Here is a 24,213-nt window from a genome sequence, read left to right as displayed (position 1 = left end):
GTATAAAACTGATCAAGCTATGCATTCGCTGAATAAATTTAGTTTGCTAATTGCTGATCGACATAACGTGTCATCAGTTGAAAGACTTCATCGATGTTCAAATCTGAACTGTCAATGATGTAAGCATCAACCGCTGGCTTGAGTGGAGCAACTTCGCGCTCCATATCCCGTTTGTCGCGAGCTTCGATATTAGCTAAAATGTCGTTTATTTTAGCATCCAGCCCCATACCCTGCAACTGTTTTACACGTCTTTGCGCGCGCGACTCTGCCGATGCAGTCAGATAAATTTTGGCTTGTGCTTCAGGAAAAATGGAGGTGGCCATGTCACGACCATCGGCTACCAGCCCCGGCGCCTGGGCAAAAGCACGCTGACGGGCCAACAATGCCGTTCTAAGTTCCGGAATTGCTGCTACTTTTGAAGCATATTCTCCGACACGTTCGGTACGGATGGTCTGGCTGACATCTTCGCCATCCAGCATGACCTGAGTGCCGGTTGCTGTGCTCTGAAATTTGATGTCTAAATTTGTTGCAATTTCGATGCATTTGCTTAGTTCGTTACTCAGACTTTCCAGCAAATCTGCCTTATGCAATGACAGCCCAAGCAGACGATACAGCGCGCCTGAATCCAGCAAGTGAAATTGATAATGTTCAGCCAGTTTGGCGGCAAGCGTACCTTTACCTGAGCCACTTGGCCCATCAATGGTAATAATTTGAACTGTCATTGCGTTTCCAGACATATTTACAGATTTTTATACAGATTTAGCCAGTTTACTTAAACCGATTTTAATTGCAGTTTTCAACTGGGCAAGAATGAGTTTACTGACAAAAGGCGCGCGTGCCTGCAGCTCAATCCGGTAGGTCACCAGGGTTTTATCTTCTGCCACAGGCTCAAATTCAATCACGCCCAAATGATGTTTCACCAACGGATTTTTAATAATTTTATATTCAATCCGCTGATTTGGCTCGAGCACCGTAATCTGCTCCTGCAAAGGCTTAACCGGGCCAAAACCCATCCGGCGCACCGAACCCATACCATCCGGGCGTTCAGGATCAGCGGAATCCTTGACACGCTTAACCTGCAAAGGTGCAAAAGCGGTGTTATAGGTGGCATGTTTCGACATTAATTCAAATACCTGTGCTACAGGCGCATTAAATTCTTTTTTAATTTGAATAGCGTTCATTTTATTGTTCCTAAAGGGATTCAATCACGTACACGGCTTAGTGTAGAGGAAAATGCTTTAAAGATTCTGATCATTTAAGGACTTTTGTTGTAATTTTTGCTGTCTTTTCTGCTCACGACGCAGCTTGAAAAAATCTCTCAACTGGGCTGCACACTGGGTTTGTAAACAGCCCGATTCAAACTCAAACAGATGGTTATAATAGCCACTGTCCAGCAATTGGCGTGCACTAACCAGAGAACCAGCTTTCGGCTCGGTGGTACCAAATACTACCCGTTTTACCCGGGCATGAATCAGCGCACCCACACACATGGTACACGGCTCTAGCGTAACATAGAGCGTGGTATCTTCCGGCAAACGGTAATTTGCAATGTGGCTACAGGCCTGACGAATCGCCAGAATTTCAGCATGCGCAGTAGGATCATTCAGGGAAATGGGCGCATTATAGCCTGACCCAATAATCTGGTTCCGACTGACTAAAATTGCCCCGACAGGAATTTCTCCCTGCGAGGCCGCTAATGCAGCCTGCTCAAAAGCACGCTGCATCCAGTATTCATCAGAATAAGCTTCTACATCAGACATAAATCAGCTGATAACACCATGACGTTTCAGCAGGTCATTCCAGCTTTGAATTGACGTCACCGGTGGATCATCGGCCAGAATACCTTTTAGGCTGCGATCAGCGCCCTGCTTCCACTCTGGAGATAAATCCTTATCGACCAGACGGGCACGCACACCCTCAACAAAGTCAGGGTGATTGATTTTCCAGGCCGAAATCTGGGTTTCCAGTTCAAACACTTCATTCCATGAATGCACCTGTTTGCCCCATTGCCATAATAACCAGCTTAGGGCTGCAGTTGTCAGTGAACCTTTTTGCAGGTTTTCACTGGCCTGACGCAGCCAGTCGCTACGCGCATCACTTAAACCGACAATTGCTTCATAGTCATGTTCAAAGTTGACACCACGACACACGCTATGAATTACATCCAATGAATTCTGTAATGGTCCTGGTCCAACCGGACGATGCATACTGTTCAAAGTGTCATCAATAGCACGGAAATCACCGGCCGGATAATGATCCCAGTCAATATTAATCATCCGGTCCAACACCACATCACGTGCGACATCACAGATATGTGTGGCCCAGCCAATTCCGTAAGCGCCGGCGGCAGTCATAATCGAACCGGTTAAACCAGTGAACAGACCAATAGCACCCCGATCTGCCAGAAAGCGCGATGCACCTACATCTGGATAAAGACCGATATTAATTTCCGGCATTGCCAGACGTGAATGCGGGGTTACCAGACGGAACGGCGCTGCCATAAACAGACCCAAACCACCGCCCATCACATAACCTTCACCCCAGACCAGAACCGGTTTGGCATAGTTATGCAGCAACAAATCCAGCGCATATTCCTGTTCAAAGAATTTATTGGCTGCCTCAACTTCGTCATTAATCACCAGTTGACGCAGTTTGCGCACATCGCCACCGGCACAGAAGGCTTTTGGTGTAGTGGAATCGAGCCAAATGGCTTTCACCTGCTCATCCGTATGAAAGTCCTGAAAGACTTCCAGTAAAGCAGTCACGATAGATTCATCCAGTGCATGCAACGACTTTGGACGGTTCAAACGAACAATACGCCAGCCATTTTGTGCTTCTTCAACAATTAAATCGGGATGATACTGTTTCAATACGGGAGTTTGTGTCATGCGTCCAGCTGCCAGTCTATAGGCTCAATGCCATGTTGTTTCAGGTAATTATTTGTTTTTGAAAACACTTTACATCCAAAAAAACCACCACGGTTTGCCGCCAGCGGCGACGGATGTGCGGCTTTCAAGATTAAGTGTTTATTCGGATCAATGCGTTGTCCCTTACGCTGTGCATAGGCACCCCATAAAATGAACACAATATGCTCACGCTGTTCATTTAGGACATCAATCACATGATCTGTAAATTCTTCCCAGCCCCGCTTCTGATGCGACGTCGGCTGTGCGGCTTCAACCGTCAGGACACTGTTTAACAGCAGCACGCCCTGTTCCGCCCAACGGGTTAAATCGCCATGCTTGGGGATGTCCAGCCCCAAGTCGGTATGTAACTCATGGAAAATATTACGTAAAGATGGCGGTAATGCAACCCCTCTCTGTACAGAAAAGCTCAGGCCATGTGCCTGATTTGGACCATGATAAGGATCTTGGCCTAGAATAACGACTTTGACCTGCTCCAGCGGCGTAGTATTTAGTGCATTAAAGATTAAGCCACTTGGTGGGTAAATCACTTTATTGGCTTGTTTTTCTTCGAGTAGGAACGCTTTTAAGGCATCCATTTTCTCACCCAGCAAAAAATCGCTCAGGGCATATTTCCAGCTCGCATCTAACTGAACCTTCTCCAGTTTCGCGTGTTGCTGTTCAGTTAAAGACATACCTGTATTAAATCCTTTATATCCATGTCAGGATGTGTGTATTAGAGTTTAACCTGTAAATCTACGCTTGGGTTTTGGAATTTAATACCCTGTTTCAATTTTTCATACATCTCTGGATCTGACCATTCCGCGCGCACCTGCGCTGAAAACTCGATCTGATCCAAGGCAAGCCGTCCCATTTGTTCATTTTCAATATCTTCCAAAAAGCTTTGCGCATAACCGGTATCGGTTTCATGCACAATTACCGAATAGACTTCGACATCACCTTCACCATTCTGGGTGATGGTTGAGGCCAGCACCTGCTGCGCCAGAAAGAAGAAAATACGGGAAAACTGCTCGGCAGATGGCGATACTGGTAAAGAGACCCAGCGTGCACTGAAGTTTTGGCAGGCCTGAATATAATCCGGATTGTCCTGTTGCCAGAAACAGATCGCATGATCGAAAGAATCAAAAATTTCTTTAATCACACCTTTTAGCAAGCCAAAATCATAGACCATTTGACCATGATCTAATTTCGTTGCCTTAAGTAACAGCTCAACTTTATAGCTATGGCCGTGTATTGAACGTTTACAGCGGTCTGAAGTGCAGTTACGCACAATATGAGCATTTTCAAACTTAAATAACTTACGAATTAACATGTGTCCCGATCAGGCCAGATTATTTGTGAATCGACTATTAATTATAAAGCAAAATTAAAGGAATAAGCATTAAATTTGCTGTTTAACTTGATAGCTAAAACCTATCTCGCTTTATGCACAGTGAAAATTGCGCTGAAAGGCTGTGTTTTAAAATGGTGCCATGCTGCGATAGGCCACATAAACCGTTTTTTTATCGCGCACCAGATCACTACTAAACTGGCGTTTGCGTTCACTCAGCATCACTTCAATTTTTGCCTTAAAGTAATTGGACTGTACCCCCAGTAAAGCACCGACCTGAGCTTTCAGGGCGGCATCCACCTGTTTAAAGGCATCCAGCTCCCACAGTTCCTGCGTATTGGCAAAATGCTCCAGATTGGCCTGACGCTGTTCCAGCACCTGCTGAATCTGGTTCACATCCAGCTTGTCATCAATACTGGCCAGCACCAAAGCCGGCGCTGTGTTAATGTTGATGCTGGTACTGCGGTTCGGCAAAGCACTAACATAAGGCAGCAACAGCTGATATTGACCTTCTTCAAAGCCGCGTACCTGTTTCAGTTCTTCGACACTATAAAACAGGGAATTTGAAGGTAAATAACCATTAGGTAGGCCCTGATAATAGCTACTCTCGGCACCCATCGGCCCGATGGGTAAATCATCGGCATCTTGCCAGTCAATTACCGCTTCACTGATTTGGGCAGGCAAGCCAACACGCACCAGCAGCCGTTCAAAATACAGTTTGGCATTTTCATTAACATTGCCATTGTCATTCAGCAAGGCATTTAAATTGAACTTCCCCGATTCATCACTCAACACACCCGCCACAAAACCATCTTCGACAGGAAAGGCTGGCATTGGCTGGGCCCAGTTTTCTTGCAGATGATCGACCTCGGCAGCATTTTCAGCATCATCTTTGAGCAATTCAGCGAAGAAGGCTTCGGCACTTTTGGCATAGAGCAAGGATTGGTTCTGTCGCATTAAATAAGCAGTACTTTCTGCGGTATAGGCCTGACGTTTGGCAATGGTCGCCGCCAAAATGGTGGCCAATACCACCATCATTAAAATGGTGATTAGCGCAATACCCTGTTGCTGCTTCATGTTCTGTCCCATTGCCCCATTCACTGCCTATCTTTAGTGCCTGTTTTATGATGTGGTTTTATTGTCTGATTTCAGGAAGTCAGTATTTAACAGGCTAAAAATCCATTCATATTGTACATCTTGTACGGTTAAATTTATTTTAATGCCTTTTGGCAGTTTGCGTTTTTGTTGATTATCATTTAAGTCAATACTGCTGTCTGGCCAGTTACTCAGTTCCTGCGGATTCAGCACACTAACCTGAAACTGGCTAACATTGTCCAATAATACGCTGGAAACCGGCTGATCCTGCCCAGATTGATGCAAATTGGCATATTTCAGACGATACAGTTTTTGTTCGTCGGCCCGGTACTGATACTCAATCCGTTCAGTGGGCGCAATGCCCTGCTGCAAAGGATCGGTCACACCGGTCTTGCTAAAATTAAAACGGCCGTTTTGTAATACCAAAGCTGGCTGAATATCATTATTGATGTTGGCGGTCAGCGGCACAATCTGAATGCTATCACGTAAAATTTGTTGATAGGCACCCTGCAGTCCTTCTAACTGCTGTTCATGCCACTGGTTACGGTCTTTGACCTTGACCAGATAATCAAATACTTTCCAGCCCAAGGCAGACAGCACCGCAAAGATGGCAATGGCCACCAGCAGCTCGACCAGGGTAAATCCGCGTTTAGCCTTAATCATTGCGCCACCCGATGATTAAAAAACACCAAATGGGTGATGCCGGCTTCAACCTGACCGGTATCGGGGTTAAATAAGCTGACCTGCACTTCTACCCGCTGCACATTCGGGCTAATGGTGGGCTGTGCGCTTTTATCAATTTGCCAGCTTTCACCTTGCAGGGTGACCTGTTTTGATTGCGTACCCGTGAGCCAGTCCTGCTGGATTTCCATTAATGCCTGTTCGTTTAAGGCCATAAACTGCGCTTTGGTTCTTAAAATGGCATGAGAGGTCGACTGGGTATATTGCATGGCCACTTGAGTCAGCGCCATAGCAGCTGTAGCAAAAATCGCCAGTGCCACCATTACTTCCAGCAAGGTAAAACCGGCAATACGTTTGAAGCGAGGATGACACGGATGTGTTCGTAATCGGTACGCGGATGTTGAACAGCTAGAGAAAAGCCGGTCTAGTTTTTGCAGATCAGGCGATAAGAAGGCTGAAAATAATCTATTCTTCATTCACGATCTTACCCAGATGATCAATTTCGATTTCAGCCCCAACCGGACGCTGCTCGAAATAAAACTGAATCCGCACTGGTTTAACTTCGCCATTACCGAGCCAGATCAGTTTCGGGGCATCGCCTTGCAGCAAGGCGGCATTCTGCGCATTCTCAAATCCGTGTTGTAAGGGCTGAATCTGAAAGCTCACCCCATCGGGCAAACTTTGCATCTCAAATTCGGCATATTTTTGCCAGCGGGTCGCGGTTTGACTGAGCATGACGCTTGAACTGTCGGTAGCGGTGGTTGCTGGCAAATATTCCAGAACTTCATAACGAAATGGTGACACATCGGTGGCATTTTGAACATTTAGAGCCAGCACACGCGACTGATCGTCTGCTTCGCGTTGCAGCTTCTTCACATCCATCAAAAACACTTCACGTGCCTGCATGGCGCTGCGCTGGTCCACCCCGCCAATATTCATCAGCACCAGTGAGGCGGCAATGGCCATGACCACAATCACCACCATCAATTCAATGAGTGTAAAACCACGAACAGATGAGAAGTGATGCGATCTAGTCATGAGGTTTAAGCGATCTGTTCGAGATGTTGAACTTGTTTCGGCAAGGCCAGTGCCTGGTCAATATAGGCCACGCGCAAGGTGTCACGTGAACCCAGGTAACGCTGATAGAAACTGGAGTTTAGAATGGCCGCCGCGCCGTGCGTCAAGGACCAGATCGAAGCCAGATAGTCACGCACCGACATTTTGCTCTGAATTGATTCCAGATAATGCTCAGTCATGCGAATAATCAGACGCAGGCGCTGTTTACGCACCTGATACAGCTCGTTAAACAGATGGTTGATGCCCATACCGGTAGTCGACAGGCGCTCTTCAATCTGATGAAACAGTACCGTGCGCTCAGGATGATGCAAGTGATGCAGCATAAAGAAGGCCAAATGTTCAGGAAACTTTTTCTCAGCATCCTTGATCATTTCGAGCAGCATGTTCTCATTACGAATAATCAGCAACATGTACAGCTCGTCTTTACTCTGGAAATGTTTATAAAGCGTGCCTTTGGCCAGGTCCAATTCTGCGGCCAAGGCATCAAGCGTCATCCCTGCTTCACCATTTTCTAATAGCAATTGCTCTGCCACTTGAAAAATTAAGGTTTCTCTTGCTCGAAATTGAGCCTGACGATCCATCTTCACCCTATAAACTCTCTCTTATGCACTTATCGGTCAGTTTTAAAAATTTCTAGATTTTTACTTTTGGTTCAAGAGGTTTTCAAAATTCTGCATGGTTATGAAAGCCATCTCTTCCAGTGACTTATCATATACATCACTCAGGGCTTTGGCTACATATGGGACATATTTTGGTTCATTTGATTTACCACGATATGGCATTGGTGCCAGATACGGTGAATCAGTTTCAATCAGAACGCGATCTAGTGGCACCTGCTTGGCCACATCCCGTAAATCTTGGGCATTTTTAAAAGACACAATACCCGAGAAAGAGACATAGTAACCGCAGTCCAGTACCGCTTTGGCGGTTTCCCAATCTTCGGTAAAACAGTGCAAAATCCCATGGGTTGATTTTTCCGCGCGGATAATATCAACCGTATCATGCTTGGCTGAACGGGTATGCACCACCACCGGTTTTTTTACAATTTGCGAGGCATGGATATGTCTGGCAAAACAGTCTTTCTGCTCGGCAATAAAATCGGTACTGTGATAATAATCCAGCCCGGTTTCCCCCAGCGCCCAGACTTTTTCCGGTTGTGCCAGCTCGACCAGATAGTCAGTGGTGGCACGCGCCATAGTGGCCGCATCTTCACAAGGATGCACACCCACGGTATAACCGACATCTGCATGGCGTGCGGCAATTTTTGCCAGTTCGATATGGTCGTCCAGATCGACCGAAATACTCATAAATTTAGATACGCCGGCTTCTCGCGCCTGCGCCAATGCCAGATCCAGATTTCCATCATACGGAGTTAAATCGAGCATGGTTAAATGACAATGCGTATCTACAAACACAGGCGTTTCCTACAACAGCTTAGAATAGACTACATAGTGTAACTGTTTCGATTTGAAGACTTAAGTCCTGCCAGTAGTCTTTCTGCTTCTGCTTTGTAATACAGACCCTTTTCACCACTAAGCTGAATACCAAAGCCCTGTAATTTCACCCCATTCTGTTTTTGTGAAATCCAGATTACTTTACCGGTCAGTGGAATTTTTTGTGATTGTTCCGGCAAAGTGGCCAGTACAAAGATTTCTTCGCCCATCTGCACCGGTTGCTTGGAAGGAATAAACAGTCCGCCATCGACCACATAGGGCATATAACTTAAATAGAGCGTTTCTAAATCTGGAATATTGGCCTGGATAATTCCGCCCATACGTGGCTGCATACTGTTTCCCCTTAAAGATTCATCAATTTTATACACAGCTGATCAAGAATCAGATTGCTTTGAACATTCTGCTCTGTCATCTGTTTTGATTGTTGTATATCACTATAAATATCAAATAATGCTTCCAGCGAATACTGCTCGGCCAGCGCACTTAGTGTCAGGTCGATGTTTTTCACCGGTTGATTTAGCTTGACACAAATCAAATCTGACAACAAGTATTCAAACATCTGACCAAATTCACTAAAACTCAGCTCTTTATTCCACTTGGTCGCAATTGCCATCGGCATATTTTTTTGACTGACCAATTTTTGCCAGTCTTGCACAAAGTCAGCGCGCTTAAAGAACCAGTCCTGCTCGGCCACCTGAATGGCTTGCAGCGGCATCTGATTGGACAGGTTCATCAGCAGCTGTTTTTGCTGCTCGCTGCTTTCCGGCAAGTGCTGGCTTAAAAAATCATGGGCCAGTTCCGGAGCAATCCGGTCAAGGGCAAAATGCTGTAAACGACTGCGAATAGTCGCGGGCAGCTTTAGGTAATGATCGGCCAGCAGGATAATCACCACCCGCTCGCCCGGCTCTTCCAGTGTTTTTAGCAAGGCATTGGCAGAAGCAATATTCAAGGCTTCTGCCGGCTCAATCACAATGACCCGCCAGCCATCTACGGTTTGTTGCACAAATGGTAATAAATCACGGATCTTCTCGATCTTAATTTTCGCGTTTTGTTTTTTATTCTCTTCATCGATCGTGACATAAACATAATTCGGATGCGTATCTGATTTTAACCATTGACAACTGCCGCACTCGCCACAGGGCAGATTGCGCTCATGACGATGCTGGCACAAAATCCAGGCCAGAAACTGCTGCGCAAAAGCTTCTTTGCCACAGCCTTTTTTACCATAAAACAGCAGTCCATGGCCCAACTGGGGAAATCTGCCCGTTAGTGTATCCCAAACTGTTTGCTGCCAGGGATAAATCTGCGCAGTCACTTCATTCTGCATGGCCAGCTCTACGATTCAAAATGTGCAAGATCAAGCGCATTCAGACGATCCAGATCTTCCTGGGTATCGACACCCGGTGGTAAATTGGCTTCAGCCACGGCAATCGCAATCCGATGACCATTTTCCAGCACACGCAGTTGCTCCAGACTTTCCAGACGCTCCAGCAGCCCCATGTCCCAGGTCACATATTCCTGTAGCAGTTTTACCCGATAGGCATACAGGCCCAAATGACGATAAGCCTGATCATGCAATTGCGGCACGGCATCTTTCGCCCCGTCACGATCATAAGGAATGGTCGCACGGCTAAAATACAAAGCCTGATTGTGCTTGGACATCACCACTTTGACAATGCTATCACGCTGAAACTCATCCAGCGCATGAATCGGTTCACACAGTGTCGACATCGAACAGCCGGGCTGATCAACCAAGAGCTGCGCCACCTGTTTCACCAGCTGCGCGGGCAACAAAGGTTCATCACCTTGCACATTGACAATAATGTCATCACTGGCCCAGCCTTTAATCCGCGCTACTTCACTTAAACGGTCAGTCCCGGAAGGATGATCTGCTGAAGTCAAGACCACATCCACCCCTTCAGCGCGGCAGACATCGGCAATACGTACATCATCTGTCGCCACACATAAGTCATCAAAACCTTCGACTTTTTTGGCCTGATCCACCACCCGTAAAATCATGGGACGGCCATGAATTTCAAGTAAGGGCTTACCCGGTAAGCGTGAACTGGCAAAACGTGCAGGAATAACGATGTGTTTCATAACTGTCCTTCATTCAGGGTCAAACCCAGTTGCGCTAACTGTTGATGCAAAACCTGATAACAAGCAGGTGACAATACCGCTTCAACCGGCACCACCCAGATTTCCCGGTTAAAATCAGGATACTGTTTCAGCAAGGGCAAAATTTTCACCGCATCTTTTTCGGTGGTAATAATCGGTTGATGATCTTCAAACTGCAAGTCATCAATTTCATAATCATGATGATCTGGAAATTCGTGGCACTGGAATTGCTGGATGCCCATCGACTCTAAGGTGCGATAAAAACGCTGCGGAAAACCAATCCCAACCACGGCATAAAAAGCATCTTGCGGATTAAACACCTTACCCTCTATGGCATTAAGTAAATAAGGCTCAGCCACCTCCAGATGCATATTCAGCGCTGAACCTGGCTGTGCCGCATGTTCAATCACGGTTGCTGTATTCAGGCGGCTTTTCGGCTCCCGCAAATAACCTTCAGGCAGAATTTTCTCATTGCCCAGACCGCGGTTATTGTCCAGTACAATCCATTCCAACTGGCGATTGAGCGCCAAGTGTTGCAAACCATCATCACTGATAATCAGGTCCAGTTCATGTCTGGACAGCAGCAATTCAATACTCTGCTGACGATTGGCACCGACCGCCATTGGCGCACCGGTAGATTGTACAATCAGACAGGGTTCATCGCCGACCATGTCCGGCGTCGATTCAAAATCAACATAGGCCGGGAATGGGCCTTTGCCGCCATAGCCGCGGCTAATTACGCCAACACGCACATTCAGGCTATGCAGATAATTAACCAGATGAATCAGCAGCGGCGTTTTGCCGCTACCGCCTACGGTAATGTTGCCAATCACCATCACCGGCACTGGTGCGGTATAGGCTGCTTTCATCCCCGAAGCATACAGCTTCTGATTCAGCACACTGCCACCACGATATAACAGCGCCAACGGCCGTAGCACAACCAACCATTTGGCTTGCTTGTTCCAAGCGTCCTGAATGAATTGTGCAAATGACATGGCTGATTATTCCTCGAAATTGCGCTGATGCAACTGATAATAAGCACCCTGCTGGTTTAACAGTTCCTGATGGGTACCCTGTTCAATAATACGCCCTTGATCCATCACAACAATACGGTCGGCATTTTCGATGGTAGATAAACGGTGTGCAATGACAATGGTGGTACGATTCTGCATCGCTGCATCAAAGGCACGTTGAATAAAGTATTCAGATTCATTGTCTAATGCACTGGTCGCTTCATCCAGAATCAGGATCGGTGCATTTTTCAAAATAGCACGGGCAATCGCGATACGCTGACGCTGACCACCGGACAGGTTTAAACCCTGCGCACCGAGTGGTGTGTCATAGCCTTGTGGTAAGGCCATAATAAAATCATGCGCATACGCCGCTTTAGCCGCCGCGATAATCTCTTCATCCGAGGCACCTTCCAGCTGACCATACGCAATATTTTCACGCACGGTACGATTAAACAGCACCACCTGCTGATTGACCATGGCAATTTGGGTACGCAGGCTATTCAGTTCAATCTGATGAATATCCAGCCCATCCAGTTTGATCCCGCCTGAAGATAATTCCTGAAAACGCACCAGCAAATTGACCAGTGAGCTTTTGCCCGCCCCTGAACGTCCGACCAGTGCCACGGTTTCACCGGCTTTAACATTCAGGCTAAAGTCATGAATGGCATGATGGCCATCGGCATAGACCAGATTGGCCTGATCAAATTCAATATTGCCTTTTAAGGCTGGAGTTAAGGTACCAGTATTTTTTTCTTCCGGCATATCCAGCAGTTCAAATACAGAATGCGCCGCCGCCATACCGCGTTGCAGTTTTTCGTTGATATCGGTTAGCGCTTTAATTGGTTTGCTCAGCATCCCGGCAGCAGTAATATAAGCCACAAATTCACCAGCTGAGGTATCGCGTAAAATTTCCGGGCGCAGTGCAATCCAGATCACAATGGAAAGTGCAATCGACATGATCAGCTGTACCACCGGACTGTTGAGCTGCTGCACAGCTACCATTTTCAGGCCGCGGCGCAAGTTTTCCAGTGAGTTCTGTTTAAAGCGTTCCTGCTCGTATTGATGACCGGCAAAACCTTTCACCACCAGATTGCCGTTTACAGTTTCCTGCACCACGTGGTTCACATCACCCATGGTATCCTGCACCTGAATTGACAGCTTACGCATACGCTTGGCGGCTTTCCGGATTAACAGGCCAATCAGCGGGGCAAAAATCAGGATACAGATGGTCAAACGCCAGTTGCTATAAAACAGGTAACCAAGCAAGGCGATGGTAATTAAACCCTGTTGCAGCAAGGTACGTAAAGATTCGGTGGAGGCTGCTGTCAGCTGCTCCACGTTATACATGATTTTGGCAGTAATGTGGCCACTGGTATTTTCCAGATAATACTGCGACGGTAAGCGCAGCAATTTGGCAAATACTTCCTGGCGCACATTAAACACCAGATTACGTGAAATGACCGCGGTATAGTAGCCGCCCAGAAACAGGCCGACACCACGGAAAAACATCAGCAACACCACCAGAAAAGGAAACAGGTGGGTGAAGGTGTAGTCTTTTTCCTGAATTGCCGTAATAATTTTTTCCAGCAACTTGGCCACTGAAACTTCAGTCGCCGCATTGATGGCAAAACCCACCACAACCAGAATCGCGATTCCCCAGAAAGGTTTTAAATAACCGAGTAGACGCAAGTAGACTTTATAATCCGGATTCACTAATAGCCTCGAGTTGGTACTTTCGTACTGATGTTAATGTTGACGAAACCCAGTTGTCCCGCAACATCCATGACACGAATCACATCCTGATGAGAAGCTTTCGCGTCTGCCGCAATGATAAACATTAAATCACGTCGATCATTGGAAATTTGTTTAATTGCTGTATTTAAATCAGCAACTTCCTTGCTGGAAAGCGCCTGCCCGTTGACCGAATAATGCCCGGAAGCATCGACCACCACCTCGACTTTCTGGTCATAGGCTTTCGGTGGCACCCCTTGCGCTTCCGGCAAGGTCAGGTTCATCCGGCTAAACTGGTTAAAACTGGTGGACAGTAACAGGAACACCAGAATAAACAGCAAACAGTCAATCATTGGCGTCAGGTTAATATGAATATCTTCCACTTGCGAGCGTTTGAATTTCATAGGTCACCTTAGCCTGCTTTTTTAATGTCTTCATCAACAATCTGGGTTTGATGAAACAGCGCAGCATGAAACAATGTCGCCTGCTGTTCCAGCTCGGCCACATATTCCTGTACCAGACGCTGGAAATAACGGTAAGCAAATAAGGCCGGCACCGCAATCAGCATACCCGCTGCGGTGGTAATCAGCGCCTTGGAAATCCCCGGAATCATTAAAGTCGGGTTGCTTGAACTGATATCAATCATCAGGAAAGATTCAATAATCCCCAGAACGGTCCCCAATAAGCCCAGCAGCGGCGCCACAGCACTTAAAGTCCCGAGGAAATTAATATTTTTTTCCAGATAGCCAATTTCCTGAGAGGCTGTCGCTTCCATCTGCGCACGCGCAAACTGTTCAGACTGGTGTTTATTTTGCGCACCAGCCATAAAGATTCGGCCCAAAGTACTGTGCTGTAAATTTTCCGATTGCTGCAACTGCTGTAACACGCCTTGCACCGGCTGTCCGGTTTGTAATTGCAAGGCTTTCGGCACCACACCGGCACGCTTAAGACGTAAAAAACGTTCAATACTGATGGCCAGCGTAAACACAGAGCACAACAGTAACGGCAGCATCAGCCAGCCGCCTGCTTTTACCAATTCCCACATTCGATTTTCCCCAATAAATCTACAATAAAAATTAATCAGCCAAGCAGATATTTAAAATACCATCTAGTTCTTCTAAGGAGTGATAGCTGATCACCAGCTTCCCCTTACCCTGCTTGTTATGATCAATTTTGACATTGGCACTGAAACGCTCTGACAGACGTTGTGTCAGTTGCTGAATATCCGGTGCCGGTTCTGCTTTTGCTTTTTCTGTTTTTGGTGCGCTCCAGTCACGCACCAGCTGTTCGGTCTGACGGACCGACAAACTCTTTTCAATCACCAGTTCAGCCACTTTCAGCTGATCTTTGGCTTTTAAGGTCAAAATGGCGCGCGCATGGCCCATATCCAGCAGCCCTTGCTGCATCAGGTCTTTAACTTCTTCAGTTAAAGTCAACAAACGCAACAGGTTACTGACCGTAGTTCGTGCCTTACCGACGGTGTCGGCAATTTCCTGATGGCTCAGACCAAACTCGTCATGGAAGCGCTGCAAGGCCATGGCCTGATCAATCGGATTCAGATCCTGACGCTGAATATTTTCAATTAAAGCCAGTGCAATCGCCACCTGATCGGTCAGGTCACGGACAATTGCCGGAACTTCGGTGAGTCCCGCCAGCTGTGCGGCACGCCAGCGACGTTCACCAGCAATAATTTCATACGGATGCTGTTCGTCATCAATCGGACGAATCACAATCGGTTGCATGACCCCGTGTTTTTCAATCGAGGCGGCAAGTTCCTGTAAGTCCTGTTCATGGATAAAACGGCGTGGCTGATATTCACCCCGTTTTAATAAATGCACATCAATCTGTTTTAGCTGACCATGATCCAAAGACTGGGCTTCAAGTTGTAATTTTTCTTTCTGGATCGACCCAAGTAAGGCATCCAAACCACGACCTTTGGCGAGTCCGCGTTTTTTTATGGTCATGCTTTACTTCCTTTTTTCACTTTGCTTTTCTTTAACATTTCAGCTGCCAGATTCAGGTAAGCAACTGCACCCTTTGAACTTTTCTCAAAATAAATTACAGGCAAACCATGCGCCGGTGCTTCGGCCAGACGCACATTACGTGGAATCACGGTGTCATACAGCTTTTTGCCAAAATACTGTTGCAGCTCTTCAGACACATCACGGGTTAATGCATTACGCGCATCGTACATGGTTCGCAGCACACCAATAATTTCCAGCTCTGGATTTAAAGCCTGCTGAATCCGGTCGATGGTCTGGGTTAAATCGGCCAGACCTTCCAGCGCATAGTATTCACATTGCATTGGAATCATCACGCCCTGTACCGCAGCCAGCGCATTCACGGTAATTAAGCTTAAGCTTGGCGCACAATCGACAATAATGTAGTCAAAACTTTTTTCAATTTCGCCCAGTGCATCACGCAGAATAAACTCGCGCCCTTCCTGCTCGGCAATAGCCAGTTCCACACCGGACAAATCACGGTTTGCACCTAAAACCTTATAACCCACTTCCGATTTGGTAATGGCCGTTTCAATTGGCACTTCGCCCAGCAACACATCGGTAATGGAATATAGAAGGTCGTTTTTTTGGATACCAGAACCCATCGTGGCATTTCCCTGTGAATCCATATCCACAAGTAAAACGCGCTTTTTCAAAACAGCTAACGATGCTGCCAAATTTACTGCGGTTGTAGTTTTACCGACACCACCTTTCTGGTTCGCAATCGCAATAATTTGTGCCATGGTAACCCCAATCCTTAGAATGAATTAAATATGTTTTAATAAAAGTAGATGACGCTGTTCGTCCAGACGTGGAACTTTTAGCTCGATAATTTCACAGCTGAACTCATCTTTCAATGCTTCAACCTCATCGGCCGGAATCAGACCTTTCATGGAAGCAATAATACTCTGTCCATGCATAAACGGTTTTGATGCCGCCACAAAATCGGTTAGTGAAGCAAAGGCACGACTGGTGATGACATCAAACTGGCCTAATTCGCGGATACTGTCTTCATTTTCGACTCGGGTTTGGACCGCCACCACGTTTTGCAGTTTCAGATCGGCAATAAACTGCTTCAAGAAACGGATTTTTTTGCCATTCGAGTCCAGCAACACGCACTGACGTTCCGGCTGACATAAGGCAATGATCATGCCCGGCATACCGCCACCGGTACCAATGTCCAGCAAACGGCCGGCAGGTAAATCTTTGAGAATACTCAGGCTGTCGAGCAAATGCTTGACCAGCATTTCTTTCGGATCACGAATTGCGGTCAAGTTATACGCTTTGTTCCATAGCACCAAAGCATCTTGATATTGGAGTAATAAATTTAAAGTCTCATCGCTGAGCTCTAAACCCAAGGCCTGACTACCCTGCTTGAGTTCCTGAAAAAACGTATGCATAAACAATGAACGTCTCGAAAAAGTTAGCTGAAAGTATACCGATTTATCTGCCAAGTCACAGCAGCGAGTGCTTAGTGAATATGCACTTAAGCGTACACACCTTGCTGAATTTGTTGATCCAGTGCATTTAATCGCTCAGGAGTGCCAACATCTACCCAGACACCCTGCAATTTGCTGGCGGCAATTTTTTCATCCTGCATGGCCTGTTTCAATAACGGTGCCAGTGGACGCTTGCCACCTTCCAGGCCCTGAAACATCTGCGGATCAATCACGGCAATACCGCTATAGGTCAGATTTTCACCGGATTTTTCCTGATCAAAGGTATAAGCTTTTTGTTCCGATAAGGTGAAATCGCCTTGCGGATGCTGCGCCGGATTCTCTACCAGCACCAGATGCGCCAGCTGATCTTGTAACTGTACCGACAATAATGGCGCAAAATCCATGCTGGTCCAGACATCGCCATTGACCAGAATAAAGGGCTCATTGCCGAGTAATGGCAGCGCGTTAATAATCCCACCTGCGGTTTCCAGACCTTCGCCTTCATGCGACCAGAGAATATTAACGCCAAACTGGCTGCCATCCCCCAAAGCCTGAGCCAGTTTTTCACCCAGCCAGGCGGTATTGATCACAATTTCGGTTACGCCAATGCGCTGCAGTTTTTCGATATGCCAAACAATCAGCGGCTTACCGCCCACTTCCAGCAAGGGTTTAGGCGTATGTAAGGTTAAAGGACGCATCCGGTTACCTAAACCGGCAGCAAGAATCATGGCTTTCATCAGGCAGCTACCTCATAACGGCCATATTTGGCTGTAAATTTTGGCATTACTGTATTGTGAATGAATTGCATAAATGGTTGTAATTCAGGATACGGCTTGCTTTCTTCAAGCAAATACCACATTACTCTAGGTAGGTCTTTGAGATAACCCGACTTACCATCACGTTCAAACAGACGCACAAAAATACCTAAAATTTTGATATGGCGCTGAATTGCCATCATATCGGCATCTTTTTTAAATTGTTCAAAACCACGATCTTGCTTAGATGCTGCTGGCAACAAGTCATAGAACATTTTAAACCAGCGATACACATGCTCAGCATTCCACTGCACATAAGCATCACGTGTAATTGAAATCAGGTCATAGGTGTCTGCACCAATCACTGCATCCTGAAAATCAATTACACCTAGCTCGGTATCATCATTAATTTTCATTAAGTTCCGACTATGAAAATCACGATGTACTATCACTTGTGGCTGCACCAAAGCAGCATTGGCCAAAATCGCAAATGTACGTTTAATTAATGCACTTTCTTCAGCCGTTGGCTGAATCTGCAAGGCGGGCAATAACCAGTCGGTGAGTAGCTCCATTTCACTGATCAGCTTGTCATACGAATATTCAGGGAAATGTGCCGCACCATCAATCGCTTGCAATTGAATCAGTTGCTTAAAGCACTGTGCATAATAGTCATCTACTGTGTGTTCATTTAATAAAGTCGACAACAGCACATCACCAAAATCTTCCAACAGCAAAAAGCCTTGTGTCAGGTCTTTGGCCACAATTTTGGGTACACGCACAGCATTGGCAGCAAAAAATTCATCAATCGTGACAAAAGGACCACAATCTTCTTTTTCTGGTGGTGCATCCATAAGCATAAATGTTTTATTATTCAATTTGATTCGTGCGTAACGACGGAAACTTGCATCGCCTGCTAAAAAATGAGTTTCAAATTGATCTGAACCGAGTACAGATGTTATCCATGTTTGTATCAATTGTTCACGTTGTGTATTCATTTGCAATAAATTCTAATACAGGCTGAGTTTTTAAAGTGTTAAGTGTAGCTACTTCTGCGCTTTTTCTCTATGATGCGACAATAATTAATTGCGATTAAGCACTCTTGGTTGATGAGATAAATGAAGCATCAGTTTAAATTTAATCCTTTAGCGACTGCGGTCTTAACTCTGTTATGTGGTCACTCTGTTTCCAGTTATGCACAGACAGCAGATCAGGCTTCATCGGTCAGTCATATTGACAACCAACGGCTTAAACAAAGTATTCAAGAGACTTACCCAGGTCAGCAATTCTTTGAGCAATATTATGTTGATAAAGCAACGCCCGAAGCGCAACAACAATTTGGTAACACAGCCAGCTCGGCTTATTGTAAAGGTGCTTGGCTGACACCTATCAGTTCAAATACAGTTGCTGTAGACGCTGCAGAAGCAACCTCTACCGTTACTGCCGATTATGGTCACTATGACCCAAATGGCGATTCTGTCTTAGAAGGCAATGTCCTGATTGACCAGCAAGGCCGCCAGATTCGTGCCGATAAAATTACCATTGACCAGACCCAGACCTATGCCAGTGCCGAAGGCCGGGTACAAATGGCGCAAGCCGGTTTACTGGCGCAAAGCGACCAGATCAATTACAACCTGAAAACCCAGCAAGGCGATTTACACAACAGCTTCTATATTGCAGAAGAACAGCACGCACATGGCATGGCGGAAAAGATTGCCCGCACTTCAACCAATACCTTGGTATTGAACAATGCCACCTATAGCACCTGCCCGCCTGAACAGGCACCGACTTGGAAAATTCAGGCCGATGAAATCAAGCTAAATCAGGAAACCGGTCGCGGTGAAACCCGTGGCACCAAACTGTATGTAAAAGATGTGCCGGTACTGGCAGTGCCATATTTTAACTTCCCGATTGATGACCGTCGTACTACCGGTATTTTGACCCCGAGTTTTGGCTTTACCAATGATGGTGGAGTTGAACTGGCGGTACCGGTCTACCTGAACCTGGCTCCAAACTATGATGCCACCGTGACACCACGCTATATTGGTGACCGTGGCCCGATGCTGGAAGGTGAATTCCGCTATCTGACCGAGAATTTTGGTCAGGGTCAGATCTGGGGCGGCTACCTGGCCTCTGACAATAAATACAATGATGAAGATCGTAAGGATTTTCACTTTCTGCATAACTGGCAGATTAACGAGCAGTTCAATACCAATCTGGAATATAACTACGCTTCAGATAAAGACTATTTTGCTGACTTAAACAACAACCCGAACTCCAGAACCGACCTGAACTTACGCCGCGCCTGGGAACTAAATTATCGCAATGGCATTCCGGGTTTAAGAGCGCAGCTAAAAGTTGAAGATTTCCACACGCTGGACCCGACTATTCCAGATGAAGACCGTCCGTATGCGCGTTTACCTCAGTTCTTATTAAATTATAAAACTGGTAATCCACAAGGCTTCCAGCTTGAATTCAATCACGATACTGCTTATTTCAAAAAAGATATCAACCATCTTGAAGGTCATACCAATGATCTAAATACGTATGAGCCAAGCGGTACCCGTATCTATAACGATTTTAAAGTACGTTATAATTACCGCAACCCGTGGTCTTTTGTAATTCCAGAAGTGTCACTTCGCAACGTCAATACTTTCTTTGATAAAGACACCATCGCGTTTTATGACAATAACAGCGGTACTCTGACCAATAGCTCAAGTGAAAATAAATCGGTAACAGTACCGCAGTTTACCCTGGACGCCGGCCTGACCTTTGAAAAAGAAGGCCGCTTCCTGCAAACCATTACCCCGCGTGCCTTCTATGCCTATGCACCGTATCAGAATCAGGATGGCCATCCAAATTTTGATTCAGCCACTGCTTCCATTAATTATGACCAGCTGTTTAGCCCATACCGTTTCTACGGCCATGACCGCCTGGAAGACAACAACTTCCTGTCACTCGGTTTAAGCTATAGCCTATTTGATGAAGTAGGCCTGGAACGGATTCGTGCCAGCCTGGGTCAAAGCTTCTTCTTTGAAGATCGTCGTGTCATTTTGGAAAACCCATCTGATGACTTTGATACTCAAAGTCGTACTGGTCCAATCATCAGTCTGGTCAGCCAGTTAACCGAAAACCTGAATATTGGTGCCAATGCAGCCTGGATGTCAAACGGTGACAATGCCCAGCGCGATCTGCACCTGTTCTATACCGGTGAACAAGGCAATTTATACAATGTCGGCTATATTAACCGTCGTCACATTCCAAACCGTCAGGATCATTATGATCAGGTGGTGGCCTCGTTCATTCAACCGGTCTACAACAACTGGCGTATTCTGGGTCATGCCCAATACGATTTGGACAATAGCGTCGCCCGTGAATATTTACTCGGTGTGAACTATGAATCCTGCTGTTGGGGCATCTCGGTCTACGGCCGCTCTTATTATAATGATCTGGATGATGTCTCCGATCACAACGTCAAGCCGAAACGCGCCATCATGGCCGAATTAAACCTGAAAGGCCTCGGCAGTTTCAACAATAAACTTGCATCTTTACTTGAAAACCGTATTTTAGGGTTTAATAGAACTAATCAAACTTGGACACAACGTTAATGAAGACACCACAGTTAAAACAATTTTTTAAAGCCACAGCCTTAGCTTTATGTATTTCTTCAGCTGCACCTGCTTTTGCACAAACTGTAGATCAGGTCGTGGCCGTGGTGGATAACAGTGTCATCCTACAAAGTGATTTAGCGCAAACCGCTGCCGAAATGCAGCAACAATTACAGGCACAAAACAAAACCGTGCCACCGGCCCAATATTTACAACAACAAGCCTTAGAACAACTGATCGTGCGTCAGGCACAGCTGGAACAGGTCAAACGTTACAACATCAAACCTGATGAAAAAGCATTAAATGAAGCGGTGATGCGTGTGGCCCAGCAAAATGGCAGCAAAAGTCTGGAAGATTTCCAGCAGAAAGTCGACCGTATTGCACCGGGAACCTACGCCTCTTTACGCAACCGTATTGCTGAAGATTTGGCAATTAACCGTCTGCGTCAGCAAGTCGTGATGTCGCGAATTAAAATTAGCGATCAGGATGTCGATAACTTCCTGAAAACCCCGCAAGGTCAGGCCACTTTAGGCAGTCAGGCGCATGTGTTGCATGTGCGCGTATCCGGTGAAAATGCACAGGCCACCGCGGAACAGGTTAAAACTGCACTGAATAACAGCAATGACCTCAATGCCATTAACAAGCAGTTCAGCACAGCTGCCACCAAAGTTGAATCGGCTGATATGGGTTTCCGCAGCCTTTCTGAAATTCCGGCTGAACTGGCTGCACGTGTAAGTGCACTTGACGTCGGTCAGACCACTGAGCTGATTGCAGTCAATGATGGTATTCATGTGCTGAAACTGGTCGATCGTAAAGCCGGTGAACAGCGCGCGCTGGTCCCACAATATCAAACCCGTCATATTCTGATTCAGCCAACAGAAGTGGTGAGCCCAGAAAATGCCAAGCACATGATTGACAGTTTGTATAACCGCCTCAAAGCCGGTGAAGATTTTGCAGTGTTGGCCGGTACTTTCTCAACCGATACCGGTTCTGCCCGTGATGGCGGTAGCCTGGGCTGGGTTAGCCCTGGAGTGATGGTGCCTGAATTTGAACAGCAAATGAAAAGCACCCCGGTAGGTGAAATCAGCCAGCCATTTCAAACCCAGTTTGGCTGGCATATTCTACAGGTGACAGATACCCGCCAGCAGGACATGACCCGCGAATACCAGGAACGTATGGCACGCCAGATTCTAGGTGAACGTCAGTTTGATACCGAACTGGACAGCTGGTTACGTGAAATTCGCAGCAATGCCTTTGTCGATATTAAAGATCCAAACCTGGACCGTAAAAATAACTAGGTCTTAAAAAATGAAAAACCAGTGCCTGCACTGGTTTTTTTAATTCTGGCTTTTCACCTCGCCATCAATAGCAATAAAAAAACCGCTGAATTCAGCGGTTTTTTATAAGAGGACTTAAGCCATTAATATTGATTAACGGTTGTTGTCATCTTCTTGAGAATCTTCAAATTTAGAGTCGTTGTCAAAACCAGAAGCTTGACCACCGAAGCCAGCGCCTTGACCACCGAAGCCACCTTGACCGCCGAAGCCGCCGCCTTGACCACCGAAGCCGCCGCCTTGACCACCGAAGCCGCCTTGACCACCGAAGCCACCTTGACCACCGAAGCCGCCGCCTTGACCACCGAAGCCGCCTTGACCACCAAAGCCACCACCTTGTCCGCCGCCGAAGCCACCACCTTGACCACCGAAGCCACCAGCACCTTGAGCACCAGCAGGTGCACCAGCAGGACGTGGATTACGTGCAGGTACAACTGTAGAAATCGCGTGTTTGTAAACCATTTGGCTTACTGTATTTTTTAATAGCACCACATACTGGTCAAAAGATTCGATATGACCCTGTAATTTAATACCGTTTACAAGGAAAATAGAAACTGGAATACGTTCTTTACGGAGAGAATTCAAGAACGGATCTTGTAAAGTTTGACCTTTAGACATGTTATAACTCCAAAAATAATTAAAAATCAGCGCAAAAACTATCTTTATTTTTCAATTAAAATTTATAAAAAAGACAGTTCATAAATTTTGCTTTATCCGTAACAGTTTCGCAAGTCTTCTTGAGCCTGCTTTATCGTAAAATATGTTTGAATTTTATGCGATTCCTGCAACGATCTGAGCCAAGTATATTGACGTTTTGCAAGTTGTCGTGTTGCAAATAGGGCCTTATCCTCCATTTCCTGCTTTTTATTGAGACTTTTATCACTTTTCTTTAGAAATTCTAAAGCTTGTCGGTATCCAACAGAGCGCATAGAGGGTAAATTCTCATCTAAATCGTATTTTTCAATAAGTCCTTCCACTTCATTCAAAAAACCCATTGACCACATTATTTCTAATCGTTTTTCTATACGTTGATGTAATTCTACCCGATCTGGTAGCAAGGCGTGATTATGAAAAGTGTAACGATATGGTACATTTTTGGGCTGTTCTGCTTGTAGTTTGGTAATAGGTTGACCGGTTAACTTGAACACTTCCAAGGCCCGGATAATCCGTTGCTTATCGCTGACTTTAAATTTCTGTCCGGCTAAAGCATCTACCGTGCACAATTCGGCATACACCGCTTCCCAGCCTTCACGTGCAGCCTTATCTTCAATTTCAGCGCGCACCGCATAATCTGCACTTGGCAAATTACTGGACAACCCTTCCAGCAAGGCCTTGAAATACAGCATAGTTCCGCCCACCAGAATCGGGGTTTTGCCACGCGCATGCATATCATCAATTAAAGCACAGGCATCTTCTACAAACTGCGCAGCAGAATACACCTCTAAAGGGGTAATAATATCAATCAGATGATGCGGATAACGCGCCTGCTCGGCTTTGCTTGGTTTGGCGGTGCCAATGTCCATATCCTGATACACCAAAGCGGAATCGACTGAAATCAGCTCAAAATGCCCCAGTTCATAGAGTTCACATGCCAAAGCAGTTTTACCGCTTGCAGTAGGTCCCATTAAATTGATGACCGGCAATTGATTTGACATGT

The 24,213-nt window shown here is 46.1% G+C and carries 28 protein-coding genes; 2 read left to right on the top strand and 26 right to left on the bottom strand.

Going from position 1 to position 24,213, the window contains the following annotated elements:
* Positions 1-38: 38 nt before the first annotated feature.
* From cmk to FTT68_RS02400, 24 genes are all read right to left on the bottom strand, one after another.
* Positions 39-722 carry a (d)CMP kinase gene (gene cmk / locus FTT68_RS02515; protein WP_180175171.1) on the bottom strand — a complete coding sequence of 228 codons (684 nt, stop codon included), beginning with the start codon at positions 720-722 and terminating at the stop codon, positions 39-41.
* Positions 723-749: 27 nt separating this feature from the next.
* Positions 750-1,181, bottom strand: a complete 432-nt coding sequence (locus tag FTT68_RS02510) for an SRPBCC family protein (protein ID WP_180175170.1) — start codon at positions 1,179-1,181, stop codon at positions 750-752.
* 57 nt (positions 1,182-1,238) lie between these two features.
* Positions 1,239-1,760, bottom strand: a complete 522-nt coding sequence (gene tadA, locus FTT68_RS02505; RefSeq protein WP_180175169.1) for a tRNA adenosine(34) deaminase TadA — start codon at positions 1,758-1,760, stop codon at positions 1,239-1,241.
* Between the two features lie 3 nt (positions 1,761-1,763).
* Entirely contained in the window at positions 1,764-2,888 is a 1,125-nt protein-coding gene (locus tag FTT68_RS02500; RefSeq protein ID WP_005177517.1) for an enoyl-CoA hydratase/isomerase family protein, read from the bottom strand.
* On the bottom strand, positions 2,885-3,598 hold the full coding sequence (gene ung, locus FTT68_RS02495; RefSeq protein ID WP_005177514.1) for a uracil-DNA glycosylase: 714 nt from the start codon (positions 3,596-3,598) through the stop codon (positions 2,885-2,887). Before ung ends, FTT68_RS02500 begins: the two co-directional genes overlap by 4 nt.
* A gap of 41 nt (positions 3,599-3,639) precedes the next feature.
* Positions 3,640-4,236, bottom strand: a complete 597-nt coding sequence (locus tag FTT68_RS02490; protein WP_005177512.1) for a 6-carboxytetrahydropterin synthase — start codon at positions 4,234-4,236, stop codon at positions 3,640-3,642.
* Between the two features lie 147 nt (positions 4,237-4,383).
* Entirely contained in the window at positions 4,384-5,331 is a 948-nt protein-coding gene (gene gspK / locus FTT68_RS02485) for a type II secretion system minor pseudopilin GspK (RefSeq protein ID WP_075174516.1), read from the bottom strand.
* A 45-nt stretch (positions 5,332-5,376) separates the two neighbouring features.
* The gene (gene gspJ / locus FTT68_RS02480; protein ID WP_152342358.1) at positions 5,377-6,012 is read right to left on the bottom strand and encodes a type II secretion system minor pseudopilin GspJ; all 636 of its coding nucleotides are present in this window, start codon (positions 6,010-6,012) and stop codon (positions 5,377-5,379) included.
* Positions 6,009-6,380, bottom strand: coding sequence for a type II secretion system minor pseudopilin GspI (gene gspI, locus FTT68_RS02475; RefSeq protein WP_228289532.1), 372 nt, complete (start codon positions 6,378-6,380; stop codon positions 6,009-6,011). Before gspI ends, gspJ begins: the two co-directional genes overlap by 4 nt.
* A gap of 115 nt (positions 6,381-6,495) precedes the next feature.
* Complete coding sequence (locus FTT68_RS02470; RefSeq protein ID WP_075166785.1) at positions 6,496-7,068, bottom strand: prepilin-type N-terminal cleavage/methylation domain-containing protein; 573 nt, start codon at positions 7,066-7,068, stop codon at positions 6,496-6,498.
* Between the two features lie 5 nt (positions 7,069-7,073).
* Positions 7,074-7,688: a TetR/AcrR family transcriptional regulator gene (locus FTT68_RS02465; RefSeq protein ID WP_075166784.1), complete on the bottom strand. Its 615-nt coding sequence runs from the start codon at positions 7,686-7,688 to the stop codon at positions 7,074-7,076.
* 60 nt (positions 7,689-7,748) lie between these two features.
* Positions 7,749-8,522, bottom strand: a complete 774-nt coding sequence (locus FTT68_RS02460; protein WP_005177502.1) for a TatD family hydrolase — start codon at positions 8,520-8,522, stop codon at positions 7,749-7,751.
* 29 nt (positions 8,523-8,551) lie between these two features.
* Positions 8,552-8,893: a PilZ domain-containing protein gene (locus FTT68_RS02455; RefSeq protein ID WP_005177501.1), complete on the bottom strand. Its 342-nt coding sequence runs from the start codon at positions 8,891-8,893 to the stop codon at positions 8,552-8,554.
* A gap of 11 nt (positions 8,894-8,904) precedes the next feature.
* A complete protein-coding gene (locus tag FTT68_RS02450) occupies positions 8,905-9,888 on the bottom strand; it encodes a DNA polymerase III, delta' subunit (RefSeq protein WP_005177500.1) in 984 nt (327 codons plus the stop codon).
* Between the two features lie 8 nt (positions 9,889-9,896).
* Entirely contained in the window at positions 9,897-10,661 is a 765-nt protein-coding gene (gene kdsB / locus FTT68_RS02445; protein ID WP_168414626.1) for a 3-deoxy-manno-octulosonate cytidylyltransferase, read from the bottom strand.
* The gene (lpxK, locus tag FTT68_RS02440) at positions 10,658-11,674 is read right to left on the bottom strand and encodes a tetraacyldisaccharide 4'-kinase (protein WP_180006534.1); all 1,017 of its coding nucleotides are present in this window, start codon (positions 11,672-11,674) and stop codon (positions 10,658-10,660) included. Before lpxK ends, kdsB begins: the two co-directional genes overlap by 4 nt.
* Positions 11,675-11,680: 6 nt before the next feature.
* Positions 11,681-13,405 carry a lipid A export permease/ATP-binding protein MsbA gene (gene msbA, locus FTT68_RS02435; protein ID WP_180056780.1) on the bottom strand — a complete coding sequence of 575 codons (1,725 nt, stop codon included), beginning with the start codon at positions 13,403-13,405 and terminating at the stop codon, positions 11,681-11,683.
* Positions 13,405-13,827: a biopolymer transporter ExbD gene (locus FTT68_RS02430; RefSeq protein WP_005177483.1), complete on the bottom strand. Its 423-nt coding sequence runs from the start codon at positions 13,825-13,827 to the stop codon at positions 13,405-13,407. Before FTT68_RS02430 ends, msbA begins: the two co-directional genes overlap by 1 nt.
* Before the next feature lie 8 nt (positions 13,828-13,835).
* Positions 13,836-14,468 carry a MotA/TolQ/ExbB proton channel family protein gene (locus tag FTT68_RS02425; RefSeq protein WP_005177480.1) on the bottom strand — a complete coding sequence of 211 codons (633 nt, stop codon included), beginning with the start codon at positions 14,466-14,468 and terminating at the stop codon, positions 13,836-13,838.
* A 31-nt stretch (positions 14,469-14,499) separates the two neighbouring features.
* On the bottom strand, positions 14,500-15,387 hold the full coding sequence (locus FTT68_RS02420; RefSeq protein ID WP_180175168.1) for a ParB/RepB/Spo0J family partition protein: 888 nt from the start codon (positions 15,385-15,387) through the stop codon (positions 14,500-14,502).
* Positions 15,384-16,166 carry a ParA family protein gene (locus FTT68_RS02415; RefSeq protein ID WP_005177476.1) on the bottom strand — a complete coding sequence of 261 codons (783 nt, stop codon included), beginning with the start codon at positions 16,164-16,166 and terminating at the stop codon, positions 15,384-15,386. The genes FTT68_RS02420 and FTT68_RS02415 overlap by 4 nt, the downstream gene beginning before the upstream one ends.
* A gap of 24 nt (positions 16,167-16,190) precedes the next feature.
* Complete coding sequence (rsmG, locus tag FTT68_RS02410) at positions 16,191-16,823, bottom strand: 16S rRNA (guanine(527)-N(7))-methyltransferase RsmG (RefSeq protein WP_075166778.1); 633 nt, start codon at positions 16,821-16,823, stop codon at positions 16,191-16,193.
* A gap of 86 nt (positions 16,824-16,909) precedes the next feature.
* Positions 16,910-17,599, bottom strand: coding sequence for an N-acetylmuramate alpha-1-phosphate uridylyltransferase MurU (gene murU, locus FTT68_RS02405; RefSeq protein ID WP_075174511.1), 690 nt, complete (start codon positions 17,597-17,599; stop codon positions 16,910-16,912).
* On the bottom strand, positions 17,599-18,612 hold the full coding sequence (locus FTT68_RS02400; protein WP_180175167.1) for an aminoglycoside phosphotransferase family protein: 1,014 nt from the start codon (positions 18,610-18,612) through the stop codon (positions 17,599-17,601). The genes murU and FTT68_RS02400 overlap by 1 nt, the downstream gene beginning before the upstream one ends.
* A 120-nt stretch (positions 18,613-18,732) precedes the next feature.
* Between FTT68_RS02400 and FTT68_RS02395 the strand changes: the two genes are divergently transcribed.
* Both FTT68_RS02395 and FTT68_RS02390 read left to right on the top strand, forming a co-directional pair.
* Positions 18,733-21,222: an LPS-assembly protein LptD gene (locus FTT68_RS02395; protein ID WP_180175166.1), complete on the top strand. Its 2,490-nt coding sequence runs from the start codon at positions 18,733-18,735 to the stop codon at positions 21,220-21,222.
* Entirely contained in the window at positions 21,222-22,520 is a 1,299-nt protein-coding gene (locus tag FTT68_RS02390) for a peptidylprolyl isomerase (protein WP_180175165.1), read from the top strand. Before FTT68_RS02395 ends, FTT68_RS02390 begins: the two co-directional genes overlap by 1 nt.
* A 132-nt stretch (positions 22,521-22,652) precedes the next feature.
* Here FTT68_RS02390 and hfq read toward each other — a convergent pair whose 3' ends face one another.
* Together hfq and miaA are read right to left on the bottom strand one after the other, a co-directional pair.
* A complete protein-coding gene (gene hfq, locus FTT68_RS02385) occupies positions 22,653-23,174 on the bottom strand; it encodes an RNA chaperone Hfq (protein WP_168407102.1) in 522 nt (173 codons plus the stop codon).
* A 92-nt stretch (positions 23,175-23,266) separates the two neighbouring features.
* A complete protein-coding gene (miaA, locus tag FTT68_RS02380) occupies positions 23,267-24,211 on the bottom strand; it encodes a tRNA (adenosine(37)-N6)-dimethylallyltransferase MiaA (protein ID WP_180175164.1) in 945 nt (314 codons plus the stop codon).
* Positions 24,212-24,213: the final 2 nt, after the last annotated feature.

Source organism: Acinetobacter sp. Q85-2 (genome assembly GCF_013420555.1).
In the GTDB taxonomy this organism is placed as follows: domain Bacteria; phylum Pseudomonadota; class Gammaproteobacteria; order Pseudomonadales; family Moraxellaceae; genus Acinetobacter; species Acinetobacter indicus.
Note: the sequence above shows the minus strand (reverse complement) of the source record. Positions and strands in the feature narration are given on the sequence as shown.